Source organism: Pseudomonas sp. BW7P1 (assembly GCF_024981055.1).
GTDB classification, from domain to species: domain Bacteria; phylum Pseudomonadota; class Gammaproteobacteria; order Pseudomonadales; family Pseudomonadaceae; genus Aquipseudomonas; species Aquipseudomonas bananamidigenes.
The window spans coordinates 5185007-5209629 of record NZ_CP103374.1 but is presented as its reverse complement, the minus strand read 5'-3'; the positions used below and the strand labels follow the sequence as shown (position 1 = coordinate 5209629).

General features: G+C 62.1%; 20 protein-coding genes and 1 pseudogene. 13 read left to right on the top strand and 8 right to left on the bottom strand.

Features of this window, described 5'->3' with window-relative positions:
* Window positions 1–4: 4 nt before the first annotated feature.
* The 9 genes from murD to lpxC all read left to right on the top strand — a co-directional run bounded on the left by murD (window position 5) and on the right by lpxC (window position 10483).
* A complete protein-coding gene (gene murD / locus NWV16_RS23395; protein ID WP_260520939.1) occupies window positions 5–1351 on the top strand; it encodes a UDP-N-acetylmuramoyl-L-alanine--D-glutamate ligase in 1347 nt (448 codons plus the stop codon).
* Window positions 1348–2565: a putative lipid II flippase FtsW gene (gene ftsW / locus NWV16_RS23390; protein WP_085709351.1), complete on the top strand. Its 1218-nt coding sequence runs from the start codon at window positions 1348–1350 to the stop codon at window positions 2563–2565. Before murD ends, ftsW begins: the two co-directional genes overlap by 4 nt.
* Window positions 2555–3625: an undecaprenyldiphospho-muramoylpentapeptide beta-N-acetylglucosaminyltransferase gene (gene murG, locus NWV16_RS23385; protein ID WP_065261507.1), complete on the top strand. Its 1071-nt coding sequence runs from the start codon at window positions 2555–2557 to the stop codon at window positions 3623–3625. Before ftsW ends, murG begins: the two co-directional genes overlap by 11 nt.
* A complete protein-coding gene (gene murC, locus NWV16_RS23380) occupies window positions 3618–5078 on the top strand; it encodes a UDP-N-acetylmuramate--L-alanine ligase (protein ID WP_065261508.1) in 1461 nt (486 codons plus the stop codon). The genes murG and murC overlap by 8 nt, the downstream gene beginning before the upstream one ends.
* Entirely contained in the window at window positions 5075–6049 is a 975-nt protein-coding gene (locus tag NWV16_RS23375) for a D-alanine--D-alanine ligase (RefSeq protein ID WP_260520938.1), read from the top strand. The genes murC and NWV16_RS23375 overlap by 4 nt, the downstream gene beginning before the upstream one ends.
* Before the next feature lie 4 nt (window positions 6050–6053).
* Complete coding sequence (locus NWV16_RS23370) at window positions 6054–6920, top strand: cell division protein FtsQ/DivIB (protein ID WP_260520937.1); 867 nt, start codon at window positions 6054–6056, stop codon at window positions 6918–6920.
* A 15-nt stretch (window positions 6921–6935) separates the two neighbouring features.
* Window positions 6936–8195, top strand: a complete 1260-nt coding sequence (gene ftsA, locus NWV16_RS23365) for a cell division protein FtsA (RefSeq protein WP_065261511.1) — start codon at window positions 6936–6938, stop codon at window positions 8193–8195.
* Window positions 8196–8262: 67 nt separating this feature from the next.
* The gene (gene ftsZ, locus NWV16_RS23360; RefSeq protein ID WP_065261512.1) at window positions 8263–9459 is read left to right on the top strand and encodes a cell division protein FtsZ; all 1197 of its coding nucleotides are present in this window, start codon (window positions 8263–8265) and stop codon (window positions 9457–9459) included.
* Between the two features lie 112 nt (window positions 9460–9571).
* Window positions 9572–10483 carry a UDP-3-O-acyl-N-acetylglucosamine deacetylase gene (gene lpxC, locus NWV16_RS23355; protein WP_065261513.1) on the top strand — a complete coding sequence of 304 codons (912 nt, stop codon included), beginning with the start codon at window positions 9572–9574 and terminating at the stop codon, window positions 10481–10483.
* A gap of 110 nt (window positions 10484–10593) precedes the next feature.
* On the opposite strand, the gene NWV16_RS23350 is transcribed toward lpxC, so the two are convergent.
* From NWV16_RS23350 to NWV16_RS23320, 7 genes are all read right to left on the bottom strand, one after another.
* The gene (locus tag NWV16_RS23350; protein WP_260520936.1) at window positions 10594–12099 is read right to left on the bottom strand and encodes a sensor domain-containing diguanylate cyclase; all 1506 of its coding nucleotides are present in this window, start codon (window positions 12097–12099) and stop codon (window positions 10594–10596) included.
* Window positions 12100–12209: 110 nt separating this feature from the next.
* A complete protein-coding gene (locus NWV16_RS23345; RefSeq protein ID WP_260520935.1) occupies window positions 12210–13526 on the bottom strand; it encodes an OprD family porin in 1317 nt (438 codons plus the stop codon).
* Between the two features lie 196 nt (window positions 13527–13722).
* On the bottom strand, window positions 13723–13944 hold the full coding sequence (locus NWV16_RS23340; protein ID WP_260520934.1) for a hypothetical protein: 222 nt from the start codon (window positions 13942–13944) through the stop codon (window positions 13723–13725).
* A 206-nt stretch (window positions 13945–14150) separates the two neighbouring features.
* On the bottom strand, window positions 14151–15515 hold the full coding sequence (locus NWV16_RS23335) for a heavy metal sensor histidine kinase (protein WP_260520933.1): 1365 nt from the start codon (window positions 15513–15515) through the stop codon (window positions 14151–14153).
* Window positions 15505–16182, bottom strand: coding sequence for a heavy metal response regulator transcription factor (locus tag NWV16_RS23330; RefSeq protein WP_260520932.1), 678 nt, complete (start codon window positions 16180–16182; stop codon window positions 15505–15507). The genes NWV16_RS23335 and NWV16_RS23330 overlap by 11 nt, the downstream gene beginning before the upstream one ends.
* An 8-nt stretch (window positions 16183–16190) precedes the next feature.
* Window positions 16191–19292, bottom strand: coding sequence for a multidrug efflux RND transporter permease subunit (locus NWV16_RS23325; RefSeq protein WP_260520931.1), 3102 nt, complete (start codon window positions 19290–19292; stop codon window positions 16191–16193).
* The gene (locus NWV16_RS23320) at window positions 19289–20449 is read right to left on the bottom strand and encodes an efflux RND transporter periplasmic adaptor subunit (protein ID WP_260520930.1); all 1161 of its coding nucleotides are present in this window, start codon (window positions 20447–20449) and stop codon (window positions 19289–19291) included. Before NWV16_RS23320 ends, NWV16_RS23325 begins: the two co-directional genes overlap by 4 nt.
* Window positions 20450–21366: 917 nt before the next feature.
* On the opposite strand from NWV16_RS23320, the gene NWV16_RS23315 reads away from it, so the two are divergent.
* The 4 genes and pseudogenes from NWV16_RS23315 (at window position 21367) to NWV16_RS23305 (ending at window position 23828) form a co-directional block, all read left to right on the top strand.
* Complete coding sequence (locus tag NWV16_RS23315; RefSeq protein ID WP_065261353.1) at window positions 21367–21726, top strand: DUF6124 family protein; 360 nt, start codon at window positions 21367–21369, stop codon at window positions 21724–21726.
* Window positions 21727–21860: 134 nt separating this feature from the next.
* On the top strand, window positions 21861–22088 hold the full coding sequence (locus NWV16_RS23310; RefSeq protein WP_260520929.1) for a hypothetical protein: 228 nt from the start codon (window positions 21861–21863) through the stop codon (window positions 22086–22088).
* A 150-nt stretch (window positions 22089–22238) separates the two neighbouring features.
* Window positions 22239–22520, top strand: a pseudogene (locus NWV16_RS27910) (PAS domain-containing protein); the annotation flags it as partial.
* Between the two features lie 243 nt (window positions 22521–22763).
* A complete protein-coding gene (locus tag NWV16_RS23305; RefSeq protein ID WP_409519396.1) occupies window positions 22764–23828 on the top strand; it encodes a methyl-accepting chemotaxis protein in 1065 nt (354 codons plus the stop codon).
* Here the strand turns inward: NWV16_RS23305 and NWV16_RS23300 are convergent.
* Window positions 23825–24574, bottom strand: coding sequence for a YkgJ family cysteine cluster protein (locus NWV16_RS23300; protein WP_260520927.1), 750 nt, complete (start codon window positions 24572–24574; stop codon window positions 23825–23827). The genes NWV16_RS23305 and NWV16_RS23300 overlap by 4 nt on opposite strands.
* Window positions 24575–24623 lie beyond the last annotated feature (49 nt).

Sequence of the window (24623 nt, the reverse complement as noted above, 5' to 3'; positions counted from 1 at the left end):
ACGAGTGTCTCTGATCGCTTCTGACCACTTCCGCATCGTTGTCGGCCTCGGCAAGAGCGGCATGTCCCTGGTTCGCTTCCTGGCGAACCGGGGCGTGGCGTTTGCCGTGGCCGATACGCGGGAAAATCCACCGGAACTGGCCACGCTCCAGCGTGACTATCCGCACGTGGAAGTGCGTTGTGGCGAGCTGGACGTCGAGTTCCTGTGCCGTGCCGACGAGCTCTACGTGAGTCCCGGCCTGGCGCTCGCGACCCCGGCCCTGCAAGCCGCCGCCGCCCGCGGCGTGAAACTGTCCGGTGACATCGAGCTGTTCGCGCGTAACGCGAAGGCGCCGATCGTGGCCATCAGCGGTTCCAATGCGAAAAGCACCGTCACCACCCTGGTTGGCGAGATGGCAGCAGCAGCCGGCAAGCGTGTGGCCGTTGGCGGCAACCTCGGTACGCCGGCACTGGATCTGCTCAGCGATGATGTCGAGCTGTATGTCATGGAACTGTCGAGCTTCCAGCTGGAAACCACCGATCAGCTCAACGCCGAAGTCGCGACCGTGCTCAACATCAGCGAAGACCACATGGATCGCTACAGCGGTCTGCCGGCCTATCACCTGGCCAAGCACCGGATCTTCCGCGGCGCGAAGCAGTTCGTGGTCAACCGTCAGGACGCCCTGACCCGACCGCTGATGGGCGAGGGCCAGCCATGCTGGACCTTCGGCCTGACCAAACCCGACTTCAAGGCGTTCGGTCTGCGCGAAGAGAACGGCGAGAAATACCTGGCCTTCGAATTCCAGAACCTGATGCCGGTACGAGAGCTGAAGATTCGTGGTGCCCACAACCAGTCCAATGCTCTGGCGGCGCTGGCGCTGGGGCATGCGGTCGGTCTGCCGTTCGATGCCATGCTCGCGGCCCTGCGCAACTTCGCCGGCCTCGAACACCGTTGCCAGTGGGTGCGTGACCTGGATGGCGTCGGCTACTACAACGACTCCAAAGCCACCAACGTCGGCGCCGCACTGGCCGCCATCGAGGGCCTGGGTGCGGACATCAGCGGCAAGGTCGTGCTGATCGCCGGTGGCGACGGCAAGGGTGCCGATTTCAAGGATCTGCGTGATCCGGCGGCAGCCCATTGCCGAGCCGTGGTCCTGATGGGCCGCGACTCCGACAGGATCGGTCAGGCCATCGGCGACGCCGTGCCGCTGATCCGTGCCACTACACTGATCGACGCCGTGGAAAAATGCCGTGCCGCCGCCCGGCCGGGTGATGTGGTGCTGCTGTCGCCGGCCTGCGCCAGTTTCGACATGTTCAAGAATTACGAAGACCGTGGTCACCAGTTCGTCCGCGCCGTGGAGGATCTGGCATGAGCCTGCGAAACATCATCAAGCCGTATCCGTCGCCGATCATCACCGGACGCGGGATCGACCTCGATTTCCCGATGCTCGCCGGTTGCCTCGCGCTGCTCGGCCTGGGCCTGATCATGATCGCTTCGGCATCGACCGAGGTCGGTGCCGTGCAGTCGGGCAGTGCGCTCTACTACATGACCCGTCATCTGATCTACGTGGTGCTGGGGCTGGGCGCGTGCATCGTCACCATGATGATTCCGATCGCCACCTGGCAGCGTCTGGGCTGGATGATGCTGATCGGCGCGTTTGGCCTGTTGGTGATGGTGATCGTCCCCGGGATCGGTCGTGAAGTGAACGGCTCGATGCGCTGGATCGGTTTCAGCTTCTTCAACGTACAACCGTCCGAGATCGCCAAGGTGTTCGTGGTGATCTATCTCGCCGGTTATCTGGTGCGTCGCCAGAAGGAAGTACGCGAAAGCTGGATGGGTTTCTTCAAGCCGTTCATCGTGCTGCTGCCGATGGCCGGCCTGTTGCTGATGGAGCCGGACTTCGGCGCCACCGTCGTGATGATGGGCGCCGCAGCGGCGATGCTGTTTCTCGGCGGGGTCGGGCTGTTCCGGTTCTCGCTGATGGTGGTGCTGGCGGTGGCGGCGGTGGTGTTGCTGATCCAGATGCAGCCGTACCGGATGGCACGTCTGACCAACTTTGCCGACCCGTGGGCCGACCAGTTCGGTGCCGGTTATCAGTTGTCCCAGGCCTTGATCGCCTTCGGTCGCGGCGAGTGGCTGGGCGTTGGTCTGGGCAACAGCGTGCAGAAGCAGTTCTACCTGCCGGAAGCCCACACCGACTTCGTGTTCTCGGTACTCGCTGAAGAGCTGGGCGCGGTGGGTTCGCTGTGCACCGTGGCGCTGTTCGTGTTCGTGTGTATCCGCGGCATGTACATCGGTCTGTGGGCCGAGAAAGCCAAACAGTTTTTTGCCGCGTATGTTGCCTACGGTCTGTCGTTCCTGTGGATCGGTCAGTTCCTGATCAACATCGGCGTGAACGTCGGCCTGTTGCCGACCAAGGGCCTGACCCTGCCGTTCCTCAGTTATGGCGGCAGTTCCCTGGTGATCTGCTGTGCCTGCCTTGGCCTGTTGCTGAGGATCGAGTGGGAGAGCCGGACCCACCTGGGCAGTGAAGAGATGGAATTCCATGAGAGCGACTTCGCCGAGGAGCCGAACCATGGGCGCTAACGTATTGATCATGGCCGGCGGTACCGGTGGTCACGTGTTCCCGGCGCTGTCCTGTGCCCGTGAATTCCAGGCGCGCGGCTACACCGTGCACTGGCTCGGTACGCCACGGGGGATCGAGAACGATCTGGTGCCGGCCGCCGGCCTTGAGCTGCATCGCATCAACGCCACCGGCCTGCGCGGCAAGGGCAAGCTGTCGTTGCTCAAGGCACCGTTCATGCTGCTGAAGTCGGTGTGGCAGGCACGGGCGATCATTCGCCGCCTGCGTCCGGTGTGCGTGGTCGGTTTCGGTGGTTATGTGACCGGCCCCGGCGGGATCGCCGCCAAACTGGCCGGTGTGCCGGTGATCGTTCACGAACAGAACGCTGTGGCCGGCACCGCCAATCGGTTGCTGGTGCCGTTCGCCGCCCGGGTGTGTGAAGCGTTCCCCGACACCTTTACCCTGTCGGACAGCCGCCGTACCACCGGTAACCCGGTGCGCAGCGAGCTGTTCCTCGAAACACCGCGTCCGGCACTGGCCGGACGCAAGGCGCGTTTGCTGATCCTGGGCGGAAGCCTGGGGGCAGAACCGTTGAACAAGTTGCTGCCTGAAGCCCTGTCACAAGTCGCTGCCGACTTGCGCCCGGAAGTGTTTCATCAGGCTGGCAAAAATCACGATGAAGTGACTGCAGAGCGCTACCGCGCCGCCGGCGTGGATGCGCAGGTGCAGCCCTTCATCAAGGACATGGCTCAGGCCTATGGCTGGGCTGACATCGTGGTGTGCCGTGCAGGCGCATTGACCGTCAGCGAGCTGGCCGCCGCCGGTCTGCCGTCGATGCTGGTGCCCTTGCCCCACGCGATCGACGATCACCAGACCCGCAACGCCGATTATCTGGCCCGCGAAGGCGCTGCCTTCCTGATGCCGCAAAGAACGACTGGTGCCGCGGACCTTGCCGCGCGCCTGACAGAGGTCTTGATGCAACCGCAACGACTCGAAGAAATGGCCCGAGCGGCCCGCCGTCTGGCAAAACCCGAAGCCACCCGCAGCGTGGTCGATACCTGTCTGGAGGTGGCCCATGGTTGAGAATCAGAAAGCCATGCCGCAACCGGAAATGCGCCGCATCCGTCGCATCCACTTCGTCGGGATCGGCGGCGTGGGCATGTGTGGCATCGCTGAAGTGCTGCTGAACCTGGGTTATGCCGTGTCCGGTTCCGACCTCAAGGCGTCGCCGGTTACCGAGCGCCTGGAATCCTTCGGTGCGCAGATCTTCATCGGCCACCGTGCCGAGAACGCCGCTGCCGCCGACGTGCTGGTGGTGTCGAGTGCCGTGAACACCTCCAACCCGGAAGTGGCGACCGCCCTTGAGCGCCGTATTCCGGTGGTGCCCCGTGCCGAGATGCTCGCCGAGCTGATGCGCTACCGCCACGGCATCGCCGTCGCCGGCACTCACGGCAAGACCACCACCACCAGCCTGATCGCTTCGGTGTTCGCCGCCGGTGGCCTGGACCCGACCTTCGTCATCGGGGGCCGTCTGAATGCCGCGGGCACCAATGCCCAGCTCGGCACCAGCCGCTATCTGATCGCCGAGGCCGACGAGAGCGACGCCAGCTTCCTGCACCTGCAACCGCTGGTGGCCGTGGTGACCAACATCGACGCCGACCACATGGCGACCTACGACGGTGACTTCAACAAGCTGAAGAAAACCTTCGTCGAGTTTCTGCACAACCTGCCGTTCTACGGTCTGGCGGTGATGTGCCTGGACGATCCGGTGGTGCGTGAAATCCTGCCGCAGGTGAAGCGTCCGACCGTGACCTACGGCTTCAGCGAAGACGCCGACGTGCGCGCCATCAACGTGCGCCAACAGGGCATGCAGACCTTCTTCACCGTGCTGCGCCCTGATCGCGAGCCGCTGGATGTGTCCGTGAACATGCCGGGCAACCACAACGTGCTGAATTCCCTGGCGACCATCTGCATCGCCACCGACGAGGGCGTCAGCGATGAAGCCATCGTCCAGGGGCTGTCCGGGTTCCAGGGTGTCGGTCGCCGCTTCCAGGTCTACGGCGAACTGCCGGTGGACGGCGGCAACGTGATGCTGGTCGACGACTACGGCCACCACCCGACCGAAGTCGCGGCCGTGATCAAGGCCGTGCGCGGTGGCTGGCCTGAGCGCCGTCTGGTGATGGTCTATCAGCCGCACCGCTACAGCCGTACCCGCGACCTGTATGACGATTTCGTCCAGGTACTGGCCGATGCCAACGTGCTGCTGCTGATGGAAGTCTATCCGGCCGGTGAGGAGCCGATTCCGGGTGCCGACAGCCGCAAGCTGTGCAACAGCATCCGTCAGCGTGGTCAGCTGGACCCGATCTACATCGAGCGCGGTGTCGATCTGGCGCCGCTGGTCAAGCCGCTGCTGCGTGCCGGCGACATTCTGCTGTGCCAGGGCGCCGGTGATATCGGCGGTCTCGCACCGAAACTGTTGAAAAGCGAGCTGTTCGCCGGTGCCGTGGCCGCACCGGTCGAGGGGAAGTTGAAATGACTGCTGCCTACGCCAACCTGTTCTCCACCATTGCGCCGAAAGACTTCGGCCGTGTCGCCGTGCTGTTCGGCGGTCTGAGTGCCGAACGTGAAGTCTCGCTGAAGTCCGGCAACGCCGTGCTCTCTGCATTGCAGAGCGCCGGTGTGGACGCGTTCGGGATCGATGTCGGCGCCGACATTCTGCAGCGTCTGCTGAGTGAAAAGATCGACCGCGCCTTCATCATCCTCCATGGTCGTGGCGGTGAAGACGGCAGCATGCAGGGCCTGCTCGAAGTGGCCGGCATTCCGTACACCGGCAGCGGCATCCTCGCGTCGGCGCTGGCCATGGACAAGCTGCGCACCAAGCAGGTCTGGCACACGCTGGGCATTCCGACGCCGCGCCACGCCGTGCTGCGCAGCGAGGCCGATTGTATTTCGGCAGCGACGGAACTGGGCTTCCCTTTGATCGTCAAACCGGCGCATGAAGGTTCAAGTATCGGGATGGCCAAAGTGAGTTCTGCGTCCGAGTTGATCGACGCATGGAAAGCGGCCAGTACCTACGATTCGCAAGTGTTGGTCGAGCAATGGATCCACGGTCCGGAGTTCACCATCGCCACCCTGCGTGACCAGGTGTTGCCTCCTATCGCCCTGGGTACACCGCACACGTTCTACGACTACGACGCCAAGTACATCGCCAACGATACCCAGTACCGGATTCCGTGCGGGCTCGATGCCGCCAAGGAAAAAGAACTCATGGACCTCACGGCGCAAGCCTGCGAGGCGCTGGGGATCGCAGGTTGGGGTCGGGCGGACGTGATGCAGGACGCCGACGGCAAATTCTGGTTCCTGGAAGTCAACACGGCTCCCGGCATGACCGACCACAGCCTGGTACCGATGGCGGCGAAAGCGGCCGGTCTGGATTTCCAGCAACTGGTCCTGGCCATCCTGGCCGCCAGTGTCGATGCCGATGGCCAAAAAGAGGCGCGAGGTTAAGACCATGCAAGGCGCACAGCTCAGACATCAGCCACCCGCACCCGGCCGCAAGCCGGTGCCACGGGGTGCCAGCCGAATGGTGGCCAAAGAGCCGATGTCCGCGCGCCTGCCGAAAGCCAATTTCGGGTTCCTCAAAGGTCTGTTCTGGCCGGTGCTGCTGGTAGCGCTCGGTTTCGGCACCTACGAAGGCGCGCAGCGTCTGCTGCCGTACGCCGACCGACCGATCACCAGGATCGCCGTACAGGGTGACCTGAGCTACATCAGCCAGCAGGCGGTGCAGCAGCGGATCGCCCCGTATGTGACGTCGAGCTTCTTCACCATCGACCTGGCCAGCATGCGCTCGGAGCTGGAACAGATGCCCTGGATCGCCCACGCCGAAGTCCGTCGCGTGTGGCCGGACCAGGTGGTGATTCGCCTCGAAGAGCAACTGCCGGTGGCCCGTTGGGGTGACGAGTCGCTGCTCAACAACCAGGGCCAGGCGTTCACGCCCAAGGAGCTGGCGAACTACGAACACCTGCCGCAGTTGTTCGGCCCACAGCGGGCCCAGCAGCAAGTGATGCAGCAGTATCAGGTGCTGAGCCAGATGCTCCGGCCGTTGGGCTTCTCGATCGCGCGCCTGGAATTGCGCGAACGTGGCAGCTGGTTCCTGACCACCGGTGCCGGCAGTTCCGGCCCCGGCATCGAGTTGCTGCTGGGACGCGGCAACCTGGTGGAAAAGATGCGCCGCTTTATTGCCATCTACGACAAGACGCTTAAAGACCAGATTACGAACATTGCGCGTATCGATCTGCGCTACGCCAACGGCCTCGCTGTTGGCTGGCGGGAACCCGTAGCGCCGACGACAGCCCAACCCGCTGTCGCAAAGAATTAAGAAGAGGCAGGACCCATGGCAAACGTGCAAAGCGGCAAAATGATCGTCGGTCTCGATATCGGCACCTCCAAAGTGGTGGCGCTGGTCGGCGAGGTTGCGGACGACGGCACGCTCGATATCGTCGGGATCGGCACCCATCCGTCCCGCGGCCTGAAGAAAGGCGTGGTGGTGAACATCGAGTCCACCGTGCAATCGATCCAGCGCGCGATCGAAGAAGCCCAGTTGATGGCGGGCTGCCGCATTCACTCGGCGTTCGTCGGCGTGGCGGGCAACCACATTCGCAGCCTGAACTCCCACGGCATCGTGGCGATCCGTGATCGCGAAGTCAGCTCGGCTGACCTGGAGCGCGTACTCGACGCCGCCCAGGCCGTGGCGATTCCGGCTGACCAACGAGTGCTGCACACCCTGCCGCAGGACTACGTGATCGATAACCAGGAAGGCGTGCGCGAGCCACTGGGCATGTCCGGCGTGCGCCTGGAAGCCAAGGTCCACGTGGTCACCTGCGCCGTCAACGCCGCGCAGAACATTGAAAAATGCGTGCGTCGCTGCGGTCTGGAAATCGACGACATCATTCTCGAGCAACTGGCTTCGGCCTACTCGGTACTGACCGACGACGAAAAAGAGCTCGGCGTGTGCCTGGTCGACATCGGCGGCGGCACCACCGACATCGCGATCTTCACCGAAGGCGCGATCCGTCACACGGCCGTGATCCCGATTGCCGGCGATCAGGTGACCAACGACATCGCCATGGCGTTGCGTACCCCGACCCAGTACGCCGAAGAGATCAAGATCCGCTACGCCTGCGCCCTGGCCAAACTGGCCGGTGCCGGCGAGACCATCAAGGTGCCGAGCGTCGGCGACCGTCCGCCACGCGAACTGTCCCGTCAGGCCCTGGCCGAAGTGGTCGAGCCGCGCTACGACGAGCTGTTCACCCTGATCCAGGCCGAGCTGCGCCGCAGCGGCTACGAAGACCTGATTCCGGCCGGCATCGTGCTGACCGGCGGTACGTCGAAGATGGAAGGCGCCACCGAACTGGCCGAGGAAATCTTCCACATGCCGGTACGCCTCGGTGTGCCGCACGGCGTTAAGGGCCTGGATGACGTGGTGCGCAACCCGATCTATTCCACTGGCGTGGGCCTGCTGATGTACGGCCTGCAGAAGCAGTCCGACGGGATCTCGTTCTCGGGCATCGGCAGCCGCGACAGCTACAGCAACGATGAGCCTCAGGCACCGTTGCTGGACCGTTTGAAGAAGTGGGTTCAAGGCAACTTCTGAAGCTTTACCGCAACACCGCAACAAAATGCAGTAGGCGAAAAAACTAGAGAATGTAAGGAGAGGGAAAATGTTCGAACTCGTAGACAACATCCCCGCAAGCCCGGTAATCAAGGTTATCGGTGTTGGCGGTGGCGGCGGCAACGCTGTCAACCACATGGTCAAGAGCAACATCGAAGGCGTCGAGTTCATTTGCGCCAACACCGATGCTCAGGCGCTGAAAAACATCGGCGCGCGTACCATCCTGCAACTGGGCACCGGCGTGACCAAGGGCCTGGGCGCCGGCGCCAACCCGGAAGTCGGCCGTCAGGCTGCGCTGGAAGATCGCGAGCGCATCGCTGAAGTGCTGGCCGGCACCAACATGGTGTTCATCACCACCGGCATGGGCGGCGGTACCGGTACCGGTGCAGCGCCGATCATCGCCGAAGTGGCCAAGGAACTGGGCATCCTGACCGTTGCGGTCGTGACCCGTCCGTTCCCGTTCGAAGGCCGCAAGCGCATGCAGATCGCCGACGAAGGCATCCGCATGCTTTCCGAAAGCGTCGACTCGTTGATCACCATTCCCAACGAGAAGCTGCTGACCATCCTCGGTAAAGACGCAAGCCTGCTGTCGGCTTTCGCCAAGGCTGACGATGTACTGGCCGGTGCCGTTCGCGGTATCTCCGACATCATCAAGCGTCCGGGCATGATCAACGTCGACTTCGCCGACGTACGCACCGTGATGAGCGAAATGGGCATGGCGATGATGGGCACCGGCTGCGCCAGTGGTCCGAACCGTGCACGTGAAGCCACCGAAGCGGCCATCCGCAACCCGCTGCTGGAAGACGTGAACCTGCAGGGCGCGCGCGGCATCCTGGTGAACATCACTGCCGGTCCTGACCTGTCCCTCGGCGAGTACTCCGACGTGGGTTCGATCATCGAAGCCTTCGCGTCCGAGCACGCGATGGTCAAGGTCGGTACCGTGATCGATCCGGACATGCGCGACGAGCTGCACGTCACCGTGGTTGCCACCGGTCTGGGCGCCAAAATCGAGAAGCCTGTGAAGGTCATCGACAACACCGTTCACACCACCATGGCTGCCGCTCCGGTGCAACAGCAGGCGCCTGCGCGTCAGGAACAACCTGCCGTGAACTACCGTGATCTGGACCGTCCGACCGTCATGCGCAACCAGGCTCAGGCCGGTGCTGCGACTGCCGCGAAGATGAATCCGCAAGATGACCTGGATTACCTGGACATCCCGGCCTTCCTGCGTCGTCAGGCTGATTGATGGAATGTATCAGGGCTATGAAGGTGATTGGTGTTCAGCAAAGGCTCGGTCTGATATTATCGCCAGCCTTTGTTGATACCAGTTCGCAATTTGCGCTGAAGCGGCCCAAGCCATGATTAAACAACGCACACTGAAAAATATTATCCGTGCCACAGGTGTAGGCCTGCACTCCGGGGAGAAGGTCTACCTGACCCTCAAGCCTGCGCCTGTCGACACTGGCATTGTGTTTTGTCGCGCTGACCTCGACCCTGTGGTGCAGATTCCTGCCCGCGCGGAAAACGTCGGTGAAACCACTATGTCGACGACGCTGATCAACGGCGACGTCAAAGTGGACACGGTAGAGCACTTGCTCTCGGCCATGGCTGGCCTGGGCATCGATAACGCCTACGTCGAGCTCTCCGCGTCCGAAGTCCCGATCATGGACGGTAGCGCAGGACCTTTCGTATTCCTGATTCAATCGGCAGGCCTGGAAGAACAGGACGCCGCCAAGAAATTCATCCGCATCCTGCGTGAAGTGACAGTGGAAGACGGCGACAAGCGCGCCACTTTCGTCCCTTTCGACGGATTCAAGGTGAGCTTCGAGATCGATTTCGATCACCCGGTATTCCGGGACCGCACGCAAAGTGCAAGCGTGGACTTTTCCAGCACTTCGTTCGTAAAAGAAGTCAGCCGCGCGCGTACTTTCGGTTTCATGAGTGACATCGAGTACCTGCGCAAGCACAACCTCGCACTCGGCGGCAGCGTTGAAAACGCGATCGTGGTCGATGCCGATGGCGTACTGAACGAAGACGGCCTTCGCTACGAAGACGAATTCGTGAAGCACAAGATCCTCGATGCCATTGGCGACCTGTACCTGCTGGGCAACAGCCTGATTGGTGAGTTCAAGGGCTTCAAGTCCGGCCACGCACTGAACAACCAGCTTCTGCGCAAACTGATTGAGCAGAAAGATGCCTGGGAAGTCGTGACGTTCGAAGACGCCAGCACTGCACCGATCTCTTACATGCGCCCGGTTGCGGCAGTGTAGGTAAAAAACCTCTCTAGTTTTTTGAAGGCCACCCTTGGGTGGCCTTTTTTTATGCCTGCAGGCTTTGTATTGGCTGTGCCAGCGATGGGGCCGGAAAGGCCGCCCCGGCATCAAGCCATGACAACCCGATTCCGGCCTCCTTCCTTGGCCTGATACAGCGCCCGGTCTGCCGCGAACAGCAGTTGTTCCAGACTGATTTCACTGGCCGCTGTCCAGGTACCGATCCCGATGCTCACCGTCATCGGCCTGTCATCGCCCTCCAGGCGCGGCAATTGTTCGACAGCGGCCCGCACATGCTCGGCAATCTGCTGCGCGCCGGCGCTGTCGGTTTCCGCCAGAACCACCGAGAACTCTTCACCGCCATAACGCGCCACCAGGTCCGCCGGGCGGCGCACATTGGCGGTAATGACCCTGGCCAGTTCACGCAATGCCTGATCCCCGGCCTGATGGCCGTGCCGGTCGTTGAAGGCCTTGAAGTGATCGGCGTCGATCATCAGCAGCGACAAGGGTTTGCCCGAACGCTGGGCACGAAACCATTCATGACGCAGCGACTGATCGAGCATGCGCCGGTTGGCGACACCGGTCAGGGCATCGGTGGCGGCCAGTTGCGCCAGCTCGTGTTCGGCTCGTTGCCGCAGGCGCAGCTCCCGGGCCAACAGCCAGGTCAGCCATAGCAGCCCCACACACAGGACGCCGGTGGCGCCGCTGATCAGAATGGCCGTGCGTCGCCAGGCACCGAACACCTCATCGCTCGACAGTGCAACGATCACCGTCAGCGGCAGGTTGCCGACCTGGGAATAGGTATACAGGCGTTGTTGGTGATCCATGCTCGAAATGCTGTTGAAGCTGCCATTGCCGCTGCGGTCGCGCAGGATCCGCACCACGTTGGGGCGGTTGGCGAAGCTCTTGCCGATCGAGTCGCTCTGCAGATAAGGCTTCTGGGCCAGCAGAATGCCGTCGTTGTTGATGATGTTCAGGGTGCTGTCGACGCCGATATCGAGACTGTTGAACAACTGGTCGAAGTAGTCGAGCTTCATCGACGCCACGGCCACGCCCAGGAATTCGCCAGTGTCCGAGGAAATGCGCCGGCTGAAACTGATGCGCCACTGATCCGCGTCGTCGCAGTCGCAACGGGGTTTGAACGGGCGGCTGATGAACATGCCGGTGTCGCGGTTGAAGGCATGGGCGAGAAAGTAATCGCGATCGGCGAAATTTCCCGGCAGCGGAGTGATCCGCGAGGAATCGGCAATGACCTCGCCGTGCTTGTCGAGCAGCAGGATGTCGCCCTTGAAACGCGCCGTGGTGGAGCGGTCGAACAGCGCCAGGTGGCGGATCTGCGGCGATACGTTTTTCAGGTCTTCGCGCTGGGCGGCGGCGATCAGCCCTTGCAAAGTCAGGTCGTACAGCTCGACGGTACGCAGCACGTCGGCATCGATGAGTTGGGCAATGGTGGTGGCACTGCGGGTGGCCGATTCCTGAGCGTTGGCATGCTCGCGAATCAGCAGAAAAGTGACGATGCACACAATCGCGATCACGCTCAGCAGACTGCCGAGAATCAGCAGCCGCTCGGGACGTCCGGTCTTGCCCGCAGCAGGTGGGGTACGGCTCGCGATCATGGTTCGGTTATCGGTTGAAGATTCTTATAAGCGTAGTTCTACAAGCATCTCTGCCGCACGCAAGAAGAAGGCCAGCACTTTGGGCTGGCCTTCTTACTGTAGCGCCGATCTTAGAAGACGTTGATCGGGTAGTCGATGATCACTCGGTATTCATCTGTGTCGGTGTCCAGCGCGCCGTAGCCGTTGCCGCCACGGTTGGTGGCCCATTGCAGACGCACTGCCAGGTCTTTGGCCTGACCGCTCTGTACCACGTACTTGAGGTCGATATCGCGTTCCCAGTGCCTGGCGTTGCGGCCTTCGGCGCTGTACCACGCGGCGTAGCCCTTGCTGTCCGGATCGACTTTGGTCAGGTCCAGCGTGCCGCGCGAGTAGGACACCGCCGAGGTCAGGCCCGGCAGGCCGATGCCAGCGAAGTCGTAGGCGTACTTGAGTTTCCACGAGCGCTCGTTGGGGCCGTTGAAGTCCGAGTATTGCTGGGAGTTGTCGAGGTAGATGCTGTCGCCCTGGCTGATGTAGTCGAACGGCGTGTTGCCGTTGACTCGCTGGTAGGCGGCGGTGACGCTGTGATGGCCGATGCCGACGGTGAAATGCAGGCTGTAGGTGTTGTTGTCGATGTTGCCCAGCAGCGCGTCGCCGGTGTCCTGGGTGTGATAGAAGTGCAGGCCCGGGTTGAGGGTCACCAGGTCGCTCAGCGCCCAGGTGTAGTCCAGGTCGTAGTAGTACTGGTTCCAGATGTCCTTCAGTTCGGCCGCGTACAGGTTACTGGTCAGGCCTTCGACGCCGCTCCAGGACACGCCGGCCCAGTTCAGGTGCTGGCTTTGATCACCCTCGGCGAGGGTGCCGTAGGAGGTGCCGATGCGCTTGTGACCGCTCTGGTTGTAAGGTTTGGTGAAGCTGGCCTGGCCGCCCTCGATCATCCAGCCGTCGAAGCTGTGGTTGGTCAGGCTGACACCACGAAACGTCTGCGGCAGCATGCGGCTTTCACCGCCGGCGATCACCGGGTTGGTGAGGAACAGGTCACCGGCCTTCAGCTCGGTATCGAACGCACGCATTTTCAGCGTACCGCCCGCCGTGGAGAACGAGCCCGGCGCTTTGCCGTTGCCATCGCTGACCGGCAGGATGCTGGAGTTGTCCGTGCCGCCACCGCCGTCGAGTTTCAGACCGAGCATGGCGTGGGCATCGATGCCGAAGCCGACCGTGCCTTCGGTGTAACCCGACTGGAATTTGCCGAGGAAACCCTGGCCCCACTCGATGTTGTCGTCCGCGTGCTGCAGGCGGTTGCGATTCATGTAGTAGTTGCGAGCGTTGAGGTTGAGGCTGGAGCCTTCGACGAAGCCTTCTTTCTCGGCTTCAGCGGCGTGGGCAGCGGGGGCAATCGTTGCGGCAATTGCAATGAACAGCGGGGTGAAACGGGCTGGGTAACGCACTTGCGGTAAAGCTCCTTGGGTCAACTGACACTTCAATGTCTTGAGGTGCTGGATGTTTCTAATTGTAAGAGACGAACCGGACCGCTTTCACACCACAACGAAAAAAGGCCACTGAACATCAGTGGCCTGGAAGGACGACGGTTGAACGGGAAGAGCCAAACAACCGCGTCGAGGGAAACGTTGCGCGGTGTGCGGCTCAGCTGTCTTTCTCGACGCTCTGAACCCGGGCGTTTGCGGCCTGAGGGGCTTGCGTGGCGTCCTGCGCCTTGGCCATCACTTCTGCCTGATGCTGTTCGAATGCCTGGGCGCGAGCGGTATTTTGCGCTACGAACGACTGCGATTCTTCAGCCATCGCCATCGGCGACAGGATCAATGAGGACAAAACGAAAGCGCTGGCAATACCCATACTGTTGGACATCTTGAAAACCTTCTTGCTTGGCAAGTGCTGTTTGGTGCGGGCAAAGATAAGGTTGCCGGGCACCGGGAAACAGCGCGATTTTCATAAATGACTGTTACAGCAGAAGCAAAGATCAGTGGGGGAATCGTTATCGGGTTCGGCTTGATACGGACGCGGAGCGTCCCGGGCGGCATTCCCCACGCAGCGTAGGAACGATGAGGGTGGGGTCAGACCGGAAGATGAATACCAAAAGTGTTCATCCCCCGATCACTGCGCACAAACACATCGCCGCCATGCATCAGCGCGATCGCCTTGACGATCGCCAGCCCCAGGCCGTGGTTGTTGCCGCTGTTGCTGCGCGAGGCATCGACCCGGTAGAAGCGCTCGAACAGCCGTGGCAAGTGCTCGCTGGCAATCGGCGCACCGGGATTGGCCACGCCGATGCTGACTTGATGCTCCTCGACCGTGATCTGCACTTCGATGATCTGGCCCGGCGCGGTGTGTTGCACAGCGTTGCTCAACAGATTGATCAATGCCCGGCGCAGATGGGCGATCTCGATCTGCACCTGGGCGTCGCCGCTCACGTGCACCTGAACCTGTGCGTCTTCGAGGATAAAGTCGAGGTATTCGAGCGTGGTCGCTACTTCGTCGGCCAGAGACGTCGACGTCAGTTTGGTGGCCTTGCTGCCCTGATCGGCACTGGCCAGAAACAGCATGTCATTGATGATCGAGCGCAGGCGTTCCAGCTCTTCGAGGTTGGATTGCAGCACTTCGAAATAGTGTTCGGCGGAGCGTACGCGAGTGAGGGCGACCTGGGTCTGGCCGATCAGGTTGGTCAGCGGCGAGCGCAGCTCATGGGCCACATCGGCGTTGAACGATTCCAGCCGTGAATACGCCTGTTCGACTCGCTCCAGCGTCGAGTTGAACGAGTCGACAAACTGTTCCAGTTCCGGCGGCAGCGGCGACAGACGCAAGCGCCCGGCCCGCAGTGGCGGCGCCAGGCGCTGGGCCTCCTGGGACAGTTTGATCAATGGTTTCAGGCCGATCCGCGCGACCCAATAACCCAAGGCCGATGCCAGCAACACGCCGACAATCGCCAGGCCGATCAAGGCGATCAGCAGCTTGTGCTGGGTCTGGTGAAAGGTTTCGGTATCAATGCCGATCATGAAACGCAGGGGCGGGCGCTGATCCTTGGCCGGCAGTTCGGTCAGCAGCACTCTCAGCGGGTCTTCATGACCGGGCAGTGGCAGGTCGCGCATGCCCAAGGGGCCTTGGGCAAAGGCGCGGATCAAGGCATCCGGCCGGCCATATTCATAACGCGGATCGCCGCTCACCACCCAGAAATGGATGCGTTTGTCTTCCTCGCCGAGCAGGTTCAGCTTGGCGTTGATCTTCACCCAGTGCTCAGGCGTGCCGAAGCGGTTGAGTGCCGACTCGAGCACGCTGTAACGCGCATCCAGCTCGGCTTCCGGCAACAGCCCCAGGCCCTTGTCCACCTGTTGATACAACGCGCCGCCGATCAACAGAAAAACCAGCAGCGCCACCAGCGTGAACATCCCGCTCAGGCGCAGCGCTATTGAGTTACTGGACACCACGGCTCTCCAGCACATACCCCATGCCACGGATGGTGTGCAGCAGTTTCTCGTCGAACGGCCCATCGAGCTTGGCCCGCAGACGTTTGATCGCGACTTCGACCACATTGGCGTCGCTGTCGAAATTGATGTCCCAGACCATTTCCGCGATCGCGGTTTTCGACAGGATTTCACCCTGGCGCCGGGCCAGCACGCTGAGCAGCGAAAACTCTTTCGCCGTCAGATCCAGCCGGGTACCGGCCCGGGTGGCCTTGCGGCTGATCAGGTCGATCCACAGGTCGGCGATGCTCACTTGCACCGGTTCATGGCCACCGCTGCGCCGGGTCAGCGCTTGCAGCCGTGCCACCAGTTCGAGGAAGGAAAACGGTTTGCCGAGGTAATCGTCGGCGCCATCGCGCAAACCCCGGATCCGGTCTTCGACCCGTTCGCGGGCGGTGAGCATGATCACCGGCGTCTGTTTGCGCGCACGCAAGGCACGCAATACGCCGAAACCATCGAGGCCCGGCAGCATCACGTCGAGGACGATCACCGCGTAGTCGCTTTCCAGCGCCAGGTGCAGGCCCTCGATGCCGTCGCGGGCCAGGTCCACGATGTAACCCTGCTCCGTCAGGCCGCGGTGCAGATAATCCGCGGTTTTCTCTTCGTCTTCGATGATCAGGACGCGCATGACCTGCCTCAGTCTGTCGTTGCCAGCGCCGCGACGGGCGATGGTTTGGGCTTGTGGAACAGCCGCTCAAGCCACAAGTATATGACCGGCGTGGTGAACAGCGTCAGCATCTGGCTGACCAGCAAACCACCGACCACCGCTATCCCCAACGGCTGGCGCAGTTCGGCGCCGGTGCCGTAGCCGAGCATCAGCGGCAGGGCGCCGAGCAGGGCGGCCAGGGTGGTCATAATGATCGGTCGGAACCGCGTCAGGCACGCCTCGAAAATCGCATCCTGCGGCGCGAGTCCACGCTGACGCTGGGCTTCCAGGGCGAAGTCGATCATCAGGATGCCGTTCTTTTTCACGATGCCGATCAGCAGCACCAGTCCGATCAGCGCCATGATCGAAAAGTCCTGGCCGCAGATCCACAGCATGATCACCGCGCCGAGACCTGCCGCCGGCAAGGTCGAGATGATTGTCAGCGGATGGACGAAGCTCTCATAGAGCACACCGAGAATGATGTACACCGCCACCAGCGCCGCGAGAATCAGCCATGGTTGACTCTTCAGCGAACTCTGGAAGGCCTGCGCCGCGCCCTGGAAGTTGCCACTGATTGCGGTCGGCATGCCGATCTCGGCCTTGGCCTGGTTCAGCAGAATCACCGCGTCGCCCAGTGCCACGCCGGGTGCCAGGTTGAACGACAGGTTGGCGGCCGGGAACATGCCGTCGTGAGCGATGGACAACGGGCCGATGGTCGGTGCATCGAACCGTGCTAGCGCCGACAGCGGCACCATTTCCCCGCTCAACGGCGAGCGCAGGTAGAAGTAATTGAGGCTTTCGGCCTTGCCGCGTTGTGCGGTGTCCAGTTCCAGAATCACGTTGTACTGGTTGACCTGGGTCTGGAACTCGTTGATCTGCCGCTGGCCGAAGGCGTCGTACAGCGCCTCGTCGACATCGCTGGCGGTCAGGCCGAAACGCGCAGCGGCGCTGCGGTCGATGCTGATGTGGGTGATGCTGCCGCCCAGTTGCAGGTCGTTGGAAATGTCGCGGAATGCCGGAATGCTGCGCAGTTTCTCGGTCAGCTTCTGGGTCCAGGTGGCCAGCGTCGGCCCGTCGTTGCTCTTGAGTACGTATTGATACTGCGCACGGCTCGGACCGGAGCTGAGGTTGATGTCCTGACCGGCGCGCAGGTAAAGCACGATGCCGGGCACTTTCATCAGTTGCGGCCGGATGCGGTCGATGAACTGACTGGCCGAAACGTCGCGCTCGCCGCCTGGTTTCAAGGCAATCCAGAAGCGACCATTGGCGATGGTCTGGTTGCTGCCGGAAACGCCCACCGAATGGGAAAACGCTTGCACGGCCGGGTCGGCAGCGACGATTTCCGCCATCGCCAGGTGCTTCTTCACCATGTCGCTGTAGGAAATGTCCGCAGCGGCTTCGGTGGTGCCGAGAACGAAACCGGTGTCCTGCACCGGGAAAAAACCCTTGGGGATAAAAATATAGCCGCCGATCGCCATCGCCACGGAAACACCGAACACCGCGATCATCAGTTTCTGGTGGGCAAGGGCCCGGCGCAGGCCTTTTTCATACCAGCCGAGCAGGCGTTCGCTGAAGCCCGGTTTGTCGTGGGCGTGATGCACCGGTTTGCGCATGAACAGCGCGGCGAGGGTTGGCGCCAGCGTCAGCGACACCACCACGGAAATCAGAATGGTCGAGGTCGCCGTCAGGGCGAATTCCTTGAACAGACGCCCGACCACGCCGCCCATGAACAGCAGCGGTATGAACGCCGCCACCAGCGAGAAACTGATCGACACCACGGTGAAGCCGATCTCGCCGGCACCCTTGACCGCCGCATCGCGCATGCTGTCGCCGGCCTCCAGATGGCGGTGAATGTTCTCCACGACCACGATCGCATCGTCGACCACGAAACCGACCGCCACGACGATGGCCACCAGCGTCAGATTGTTCAGGCTGAAACCGAGTAAATACATCAGGGCGAAACTGGCGGTCAGCGACACACCGAGCACCGCTGACACAATCATCGTCGCCGACAGCTGGCGCAGGAACAGCGCCATCACCGCCACCACCAGCAGGATCGCGATCAGCAGGGTGATCTCCACTTCATGCAGGGAGGCGCGGATGGTCTGGGTGCGGTCGATCAGCACCTTGACCTGCACCGAGGCCGGCAGCATGGCTTCGAGGCCGGGCAGGGCGGCCTGGATGCGATCCACGGTCTCGACAATGTTGGCCCCCGGCTGGCGGGAGATCACCAGATTCACCCCCGGTCGGTCGCCGGCCCAGGCCTGCACGTAGGCATCTTCCGAACCGTTGACGACTTTCGCGACATCCTTGAGGTGAACCGGGGCGCCGTCCTTGTACGAAACGATGAGCTGGCTGTATTCCTCGGGGTGGAACAACTGGTCGTTGGTCGAAAGCGTGGAAATGCTCGACTCGCCATACAGCGCACCTTTGGCGAGGTTGAGGCTGGTCTGTTGGATGGCCAGACGAATGTCGGCGAGGGTCAGGCCGATGGCCGCCAGTTTGTCCGCCGAAGCCTGCACGCGAATCGCCGGACGCTGCTGACCGGTGATGTTGATCTGGCCTACACCGTCGATCTGACTGATCTGACGGGCCAGCAGGGTTTCCACCAGGTCACTGAGTTCGGTGCCGGGCATCTGCGTGGAACTGACGCTGAGGATCAGCACCGGACTGTCGGCCGGGTTGACCTTCCTCCAGGTCGGCAGGGTCGGCATGTCTTTTGGCAGTTTGCCGGCGGCGGTGTTGATCGCGGCCTGCACTTCCTGGGCGGCGGTGTCGATGCTCTTGTCGAGGGTGAATTGCAGGGTCAGCAGAGTGGAGCCCAGCGCGCTGCTGGACGTCATCTGGGTCATGCCGGGAATGGCGCTGAATTGCACCTCCAGCGGCGTGGCCACGGAGGACGCCATGGTGTCCGGGCTGGCGCCGGGCAGTTGGGCGGAGACCTGGATCGTCGGAAATTCCGCTTCCGGCAACGGCGCAATCGGCAGACGCGGGAAGGCAATCACCCCGACCAGCACCAGCGCGATGGTCAACAGAATCGTCGCCACCGGGTGATCGATGCACCAGGTCGAAACGCCTTTGTGTTGCTTCATGGCCTGGGCTCCGCTTGCACCACTTGCGGGGGTTCGCTCATGACTTGCACCGTCGAACCGGGTTTAAGCCGAGACTGACCATCGCTGACCAGTACGTCGCCGGGATTCACGCCCTGGATGATGTCCTGGCCGCTGCCCTGATAGACCGTCTGCACTTGCACGGCTTCAACCTTGTCGCCATTGACCCGGTACACGAAGTGTTGATCCAGGCCTCGCTGTACGACGGTGGGCGGAACCACCAGCGCATTTTTATCCAGTGCCGTCTGAATCTTTACCGTCACCAGCAGGCCGGGCCAGAGCTTCTGGTCGGGGTTGGTGAATTCGGCTTTGGCGCGGATGGTGCCGGTGTTGGCGTTGATCTGGTTGTCGATCAGGGTCAGGTGCCCTTCGCCGAGCAGGTTGGCGGTTTCGCCATCGGTGTCGGCGCCGATGTAGGCCTTGACCTGGGCGCGTTGCGGATCGCTGATCAGGCCTTGCAGGGTCGGCAGCAGTTGCTGAGGCAGGGAAAATTCGACAGCGATCGGGTCGATCTGGGTCACGGTGAACAGACCCTGAGTGTCGCTCATGCGCAGGAAGTTGCCTTCGTCGACCGTACGAATCCCGACGCGACCGGTGACCGGGGAGCGAATCTGGGTGTAGGAAAGCTGTACCTGCGCCGCGTCAATCGACGCCTGATTTCCCTGGGCAGTGGCCTTGAGCTGGTTGACCAATGCCTGTTGCTGGTCGTAGGTCTGCTTCGAGACGCCGTCGTCGACGCTGAGCAGTTTGTAGCGCTTGAGGTTGACCAGCGCCACTTGCAGCTGCGCCTGGCTTTCCCCCAGTTGTGCACGGGCCTGGTCGAGACTGGCGCGGATCGAGCGGTCGTCGATGGTGGCGAGCAGGTCGCCCTGTTTGACCAACTGACCTTCCTTGACGAACAGCTTGGTGAGGATGCCGTCGATCTGTGGGCGCACCACCACGCTGTGCAGCGAGAGCACCGAGCCGATGCCGCTGGTGTAGCGGGGGACGTCTTTTTCGCTGACGGTGACGACCCTGACCGGGATCGCCGTCGGGGCAGCGAGTCTGGCCGGTGCAGGTTTGATTGCATACCACAGGCCGGCGGCTGCGAGGGCGATCAGCAGGGTGGCGAGCAGGGCCTTGTTCTTCTGGATTTGCATGCTTGTGGGGCGCCGGAGGGGACGGGATTTGGGCAGGTTGGTTCTTTATAAACTTGTTTGGGGGTCAGGAGGGTGACGGCTGGCTGACGGCGCTGTCAGTTTCGGCTTTGACTTGGCGGCCTTTGGGCCGGCCATGCTGGTTTTGGGGTGTGTGTATATCCGTTTCTGCGGGGGGTGCCACTGGCGGTTTCGCCCTTACGGCGAGTCCCTTTTTCAAACGCCAAAAAGGAACCAAAAGGCTGGGCCCCGGCGTTCGGCGCCTCGCTGTGGCTCGGCGTTCCTTCGTTCCGGGATCCATCCGGGGGCATCGCCTACGGTTTGCTTCGCTGCACCTCCTCTCGATGCATGCGGCTTCGCCGCACGGTCGCTGCGCTCCCACCCCCGGATAAATCCCTCCACTCAGCCTGCCGAAGGGGCCAGAAGATCAAGAGCTTTACTCGAGCTAACGCTCATCGTGTTGAGTGGTGGGAAGCGAGAAGCGAGAAGCCAGGAGCGAACTGCTTTCCTGTGGGAGCCAGCCTGCTGGCGATGGCGGCCTGATAGCCGACCAGATCTTGTGGGAATGCAGCCCGGGACGCTCCGCGTTCCATTTTTGAACGTTTAAAAATGTGTGGGGTTTACCGAACCTTCCCACAATGTTTTCAGGTTGTCCGTCGGAAGCAGGCTCTCTAATCTTTGGCTGTCGCAGAAAACTCTGTGATCGGGTGTGAGAACCCTTAGGAACTGTTAATCCATCATCAGTACCACCATAATTGCCGCCGGCTTATCTGCTGCTTGCAATGTTTTATGGCGGCTGTGTGCGGGCGGACTTCGGTCCGGCCGGATCTGTTCCTACCGGTTTCTCACTCCGCACATAGCTGCCACCACTTCGTTGCGTGAGAAACGACGAGTGCTGGCGATTGAACAGGAACATTTCAATGACGAAGCCCGTACCCGATCCACCCTACGAATCCCCCACCCCTCTCGAAGAGGCCATGCGCGCCGAAGACCTCGCCCGTAACCGCGAAGCCATCAAACGCGCCCTCGACTATTACCTTTGCCCGAAGCCCTCGAAACCACGCCCGAGCACGATGTACATGGTCACTCCCAACGTCGATACCGAAAGCCTGTTGGTCAATGCCTGTGAATCCCTGGCCTCGGCCAGCACCATCGCCAGCAATTTCGCCAATGAACTCAGCGGCCCGCAGCGCAGTACGGCGCTCGGGATCCAGCAGATCATCATGCTGGCCGAACTGGCGGTGAACCGGGCGCTGGATCGGGTTGATCCGCAGACGTGATCCGTTAGTCGAGCAGTCCCAAAAAGGGACCGGTCGTACCCTTTTCGGGACTCTTTAAAGTCCCCGCGCGCAGGTATACTGCGCGCCTTCGCGGCTCATCCACCGGGCCGGACTTTTTGCTTCCCGGAGCTTTCATGACTTCCCCAATCGACAACGCCGTGAGCGATGTCCCGGCAGAGCTGGCCGAGGCTGGCGAAACAAAGCCGACCATTCCTGCGTTCAAGTTTCCGTTCAAGCCAGGTGAACTGGCCGCCGCCAAAGCCGCCAGACAGCCGCAGTTCAAGGGCAAGGGCGGTGATCGTCACGCCAAGACCCCGGGTGTGGCCCCGTCGGGTACTCGCCGTTCGATGGGCAAGCGCTGATTCCCTTCCTTTCTGCAGCCATCGTCTGTGATTTTCGGTCACAGTGATGGCTAAATGCTCAGTTGCTGAGCCAGATCAACGTTCAGTCAATTAGTGCGCTTAGAGTCAGCAGCCCTGCCGACTCTTTCCAATAAAACGAGCGCGCTTTCCATGAAGATCAATCTCCCGGTGACCGGGCGCAATGTCGAGATTGCGCCGGATGCGAACATTCTCTCGACCACCGATCTGACCAGCGCAATCACCTACGCCAACGACGACTTCATCAAAATCAGCGGTTACAGCCGTGACGAGCTGTTGGGCACGCCGCATAACCTGTTGCGCCATCCGGACATGCCGGCTCAGGCGTTTGCCCATATGTGGCAAACGCTCAAGCGCGGTCGGTCGTGGATGGGCCTGGTGAAGAATCGTTGCAAGAACGGTGATCACTACTGGGTCAGTGCCTATGTCACGCCAGTCACGCAGAACGGTGCGGCGGTGGAGTTTCAGTCGGTGCGTACGCGCCCGGATGCCCGGCAGATCGCTGCGGCGGAACGGGCCTACGCGCAATTGCGCGAGGGGCGGGTGTCGCGTTGGAGACGGCTGCCGGTGTCGGGGTTGCGGGCGCGGATCGTGGCGCTGACCGGTTCGGTGCTGGCGCTGGTGCTGGGGATTGAAGCCTGGCTGCGGCCGGAGTCCATGGGTATCGAAGTCACCGCGTGGGTCGCTGGCAGTGGAGCGTGCGCGCTGGGTGTCGGTTGGTTGCTGCGTCCGCTGGAGCGACTGACCGAACGCGCGAAACTGATTGCCGACAATCCGTTGAGCCAGGGCATTTACACCGGGCGGCGGGATCAGTTCGGGCAGATCGAGTTCGCCTTGCAGATGCTCGAAGCCCAGGTCGGCGCGGTGGTCGGGCGGATCGGCGATGCGTCGCAACGGCTGGCCGGGCATGCGGCGCAACTGGTCGATCATCTGCACAGCAGTCACACCAGCACCCTGGCGCAGCAGGCGGAAACCGATCAGGTGGCGGCGGCGATTCATCAGATGGCGGCCAGTGTGGCCGAGGTCGCCAGCCATGCGCAGCAGGCGTCGGTGGCGGCGGATATGGCGGGGACGGAAACCCGAGAAGGTCATTTGCTGGTGGGCGAGAGTCGCAGTGCGGTGTTGAGACTGGCTGAGGAGTTGGGCCGGGCGACCGAGGTGATTCATCAACTGGAAGGCCACAGCAGCGAGATTTCCGGGGTGCTGGAGGTGATTCGCAGCATTGCCGAGCAGACCAACCTGCTGGCACTCAACGCCGCAATTGAAGCGGCCCGGGCCGGGGATGCCGGGCGTGGGTTTGCGGTGGTGGCCGATGAAGTGCGGGGGCTGGCCCAGCGCACTCAGCAGTCGACCAACGAAATTCAACGAATGATCAGCACCCTGCAGAATGGCGCGCGGGATGCGGTGCTGGTGATGCAGCAGAGCAGCGAGCATGTGGATAACAGCGTCGAACAGGCGCAGCGTGCGGCCCGGGCACTGGACGGGATCAATGGGCGTGTCGAACAGATCACCGAGATGAGCCTGCAGATTGCCGCAGCGGTCGAGGAGCAGAGCGCGGTGAGCGAGGACATCAACCGCAACATCGTCAGCATTCGCACGGCGTGTGAGCTGACGGTGGATGAGGGGCGCCAGAGCCAGCTCAACTCACAGGACGTGGCCGGGCTGGCGGGGGATCTGCGCTCGCTGGCGCAGGAGTTCTGGGGGCGGCGGCAGGGATCCTAGGCCGCGCGCAGGGAAATGAACGCGTAAGTCTGCGGCGGTTCGGACACCACTTGTGCCCCGGCCGCCCTTACTTGCCCGGCGATGTCATCGCCGGAGACATGGAACAGCCATTCGCTGTCTCCGGCAGCCAGTGGTTGCGCCGTAACCTGATCGATCACCGAGGCAAACACGCCCATGTCCGGCAGATACGCGGTAAACCCGTCGCCCTTCAGTGCCGTGGTGCGGATCCCCAGTTGTCCGCAGATCGCATCCTTGATCCGGATGTCGTCGCGATCCGCCTGGCGCGAACGCTGGATCAGCGTCACCAGTTCCTGATCCTCCAGTTCGCCACCGACGATCAGCTCCGGCCCCTGTTCCCACGATTCCGGCGGGCAATCCTTGGCGGCAGGGTTCAGCGCAATGTGCGGATTGATTTCGGCGGGATAAATACGACACACCAGCGGCCGGCGTTCGTAGATGCGGCACCGCTTATCTTCGTCAAGATTCCGGCAGGGACCGACGTTGTAGGCGGCGAAGGTGATCGCCACATGGGCGTCGGACGTGCCGCTGCGCACGACCGCCGAACGCCGCTGTGCATGCTCACGCTGTTGCGCCGGCAAGCCCAGGCCGTTACCGAGAAACGCCTCCACCAGCACGATCACCTGACCGCCGTCGGCCGCCCACATGCGGGTTTCGGCCAGGGTCAGGGGCACGTGGTGATCGGTGCAGCATTTACCGCAGCCTACGCAGGAAAAGGTCGTATTCATTGAACGGGCAATCTTCAATCAGGGTATGAATCGGCGACATTAAGCCGCC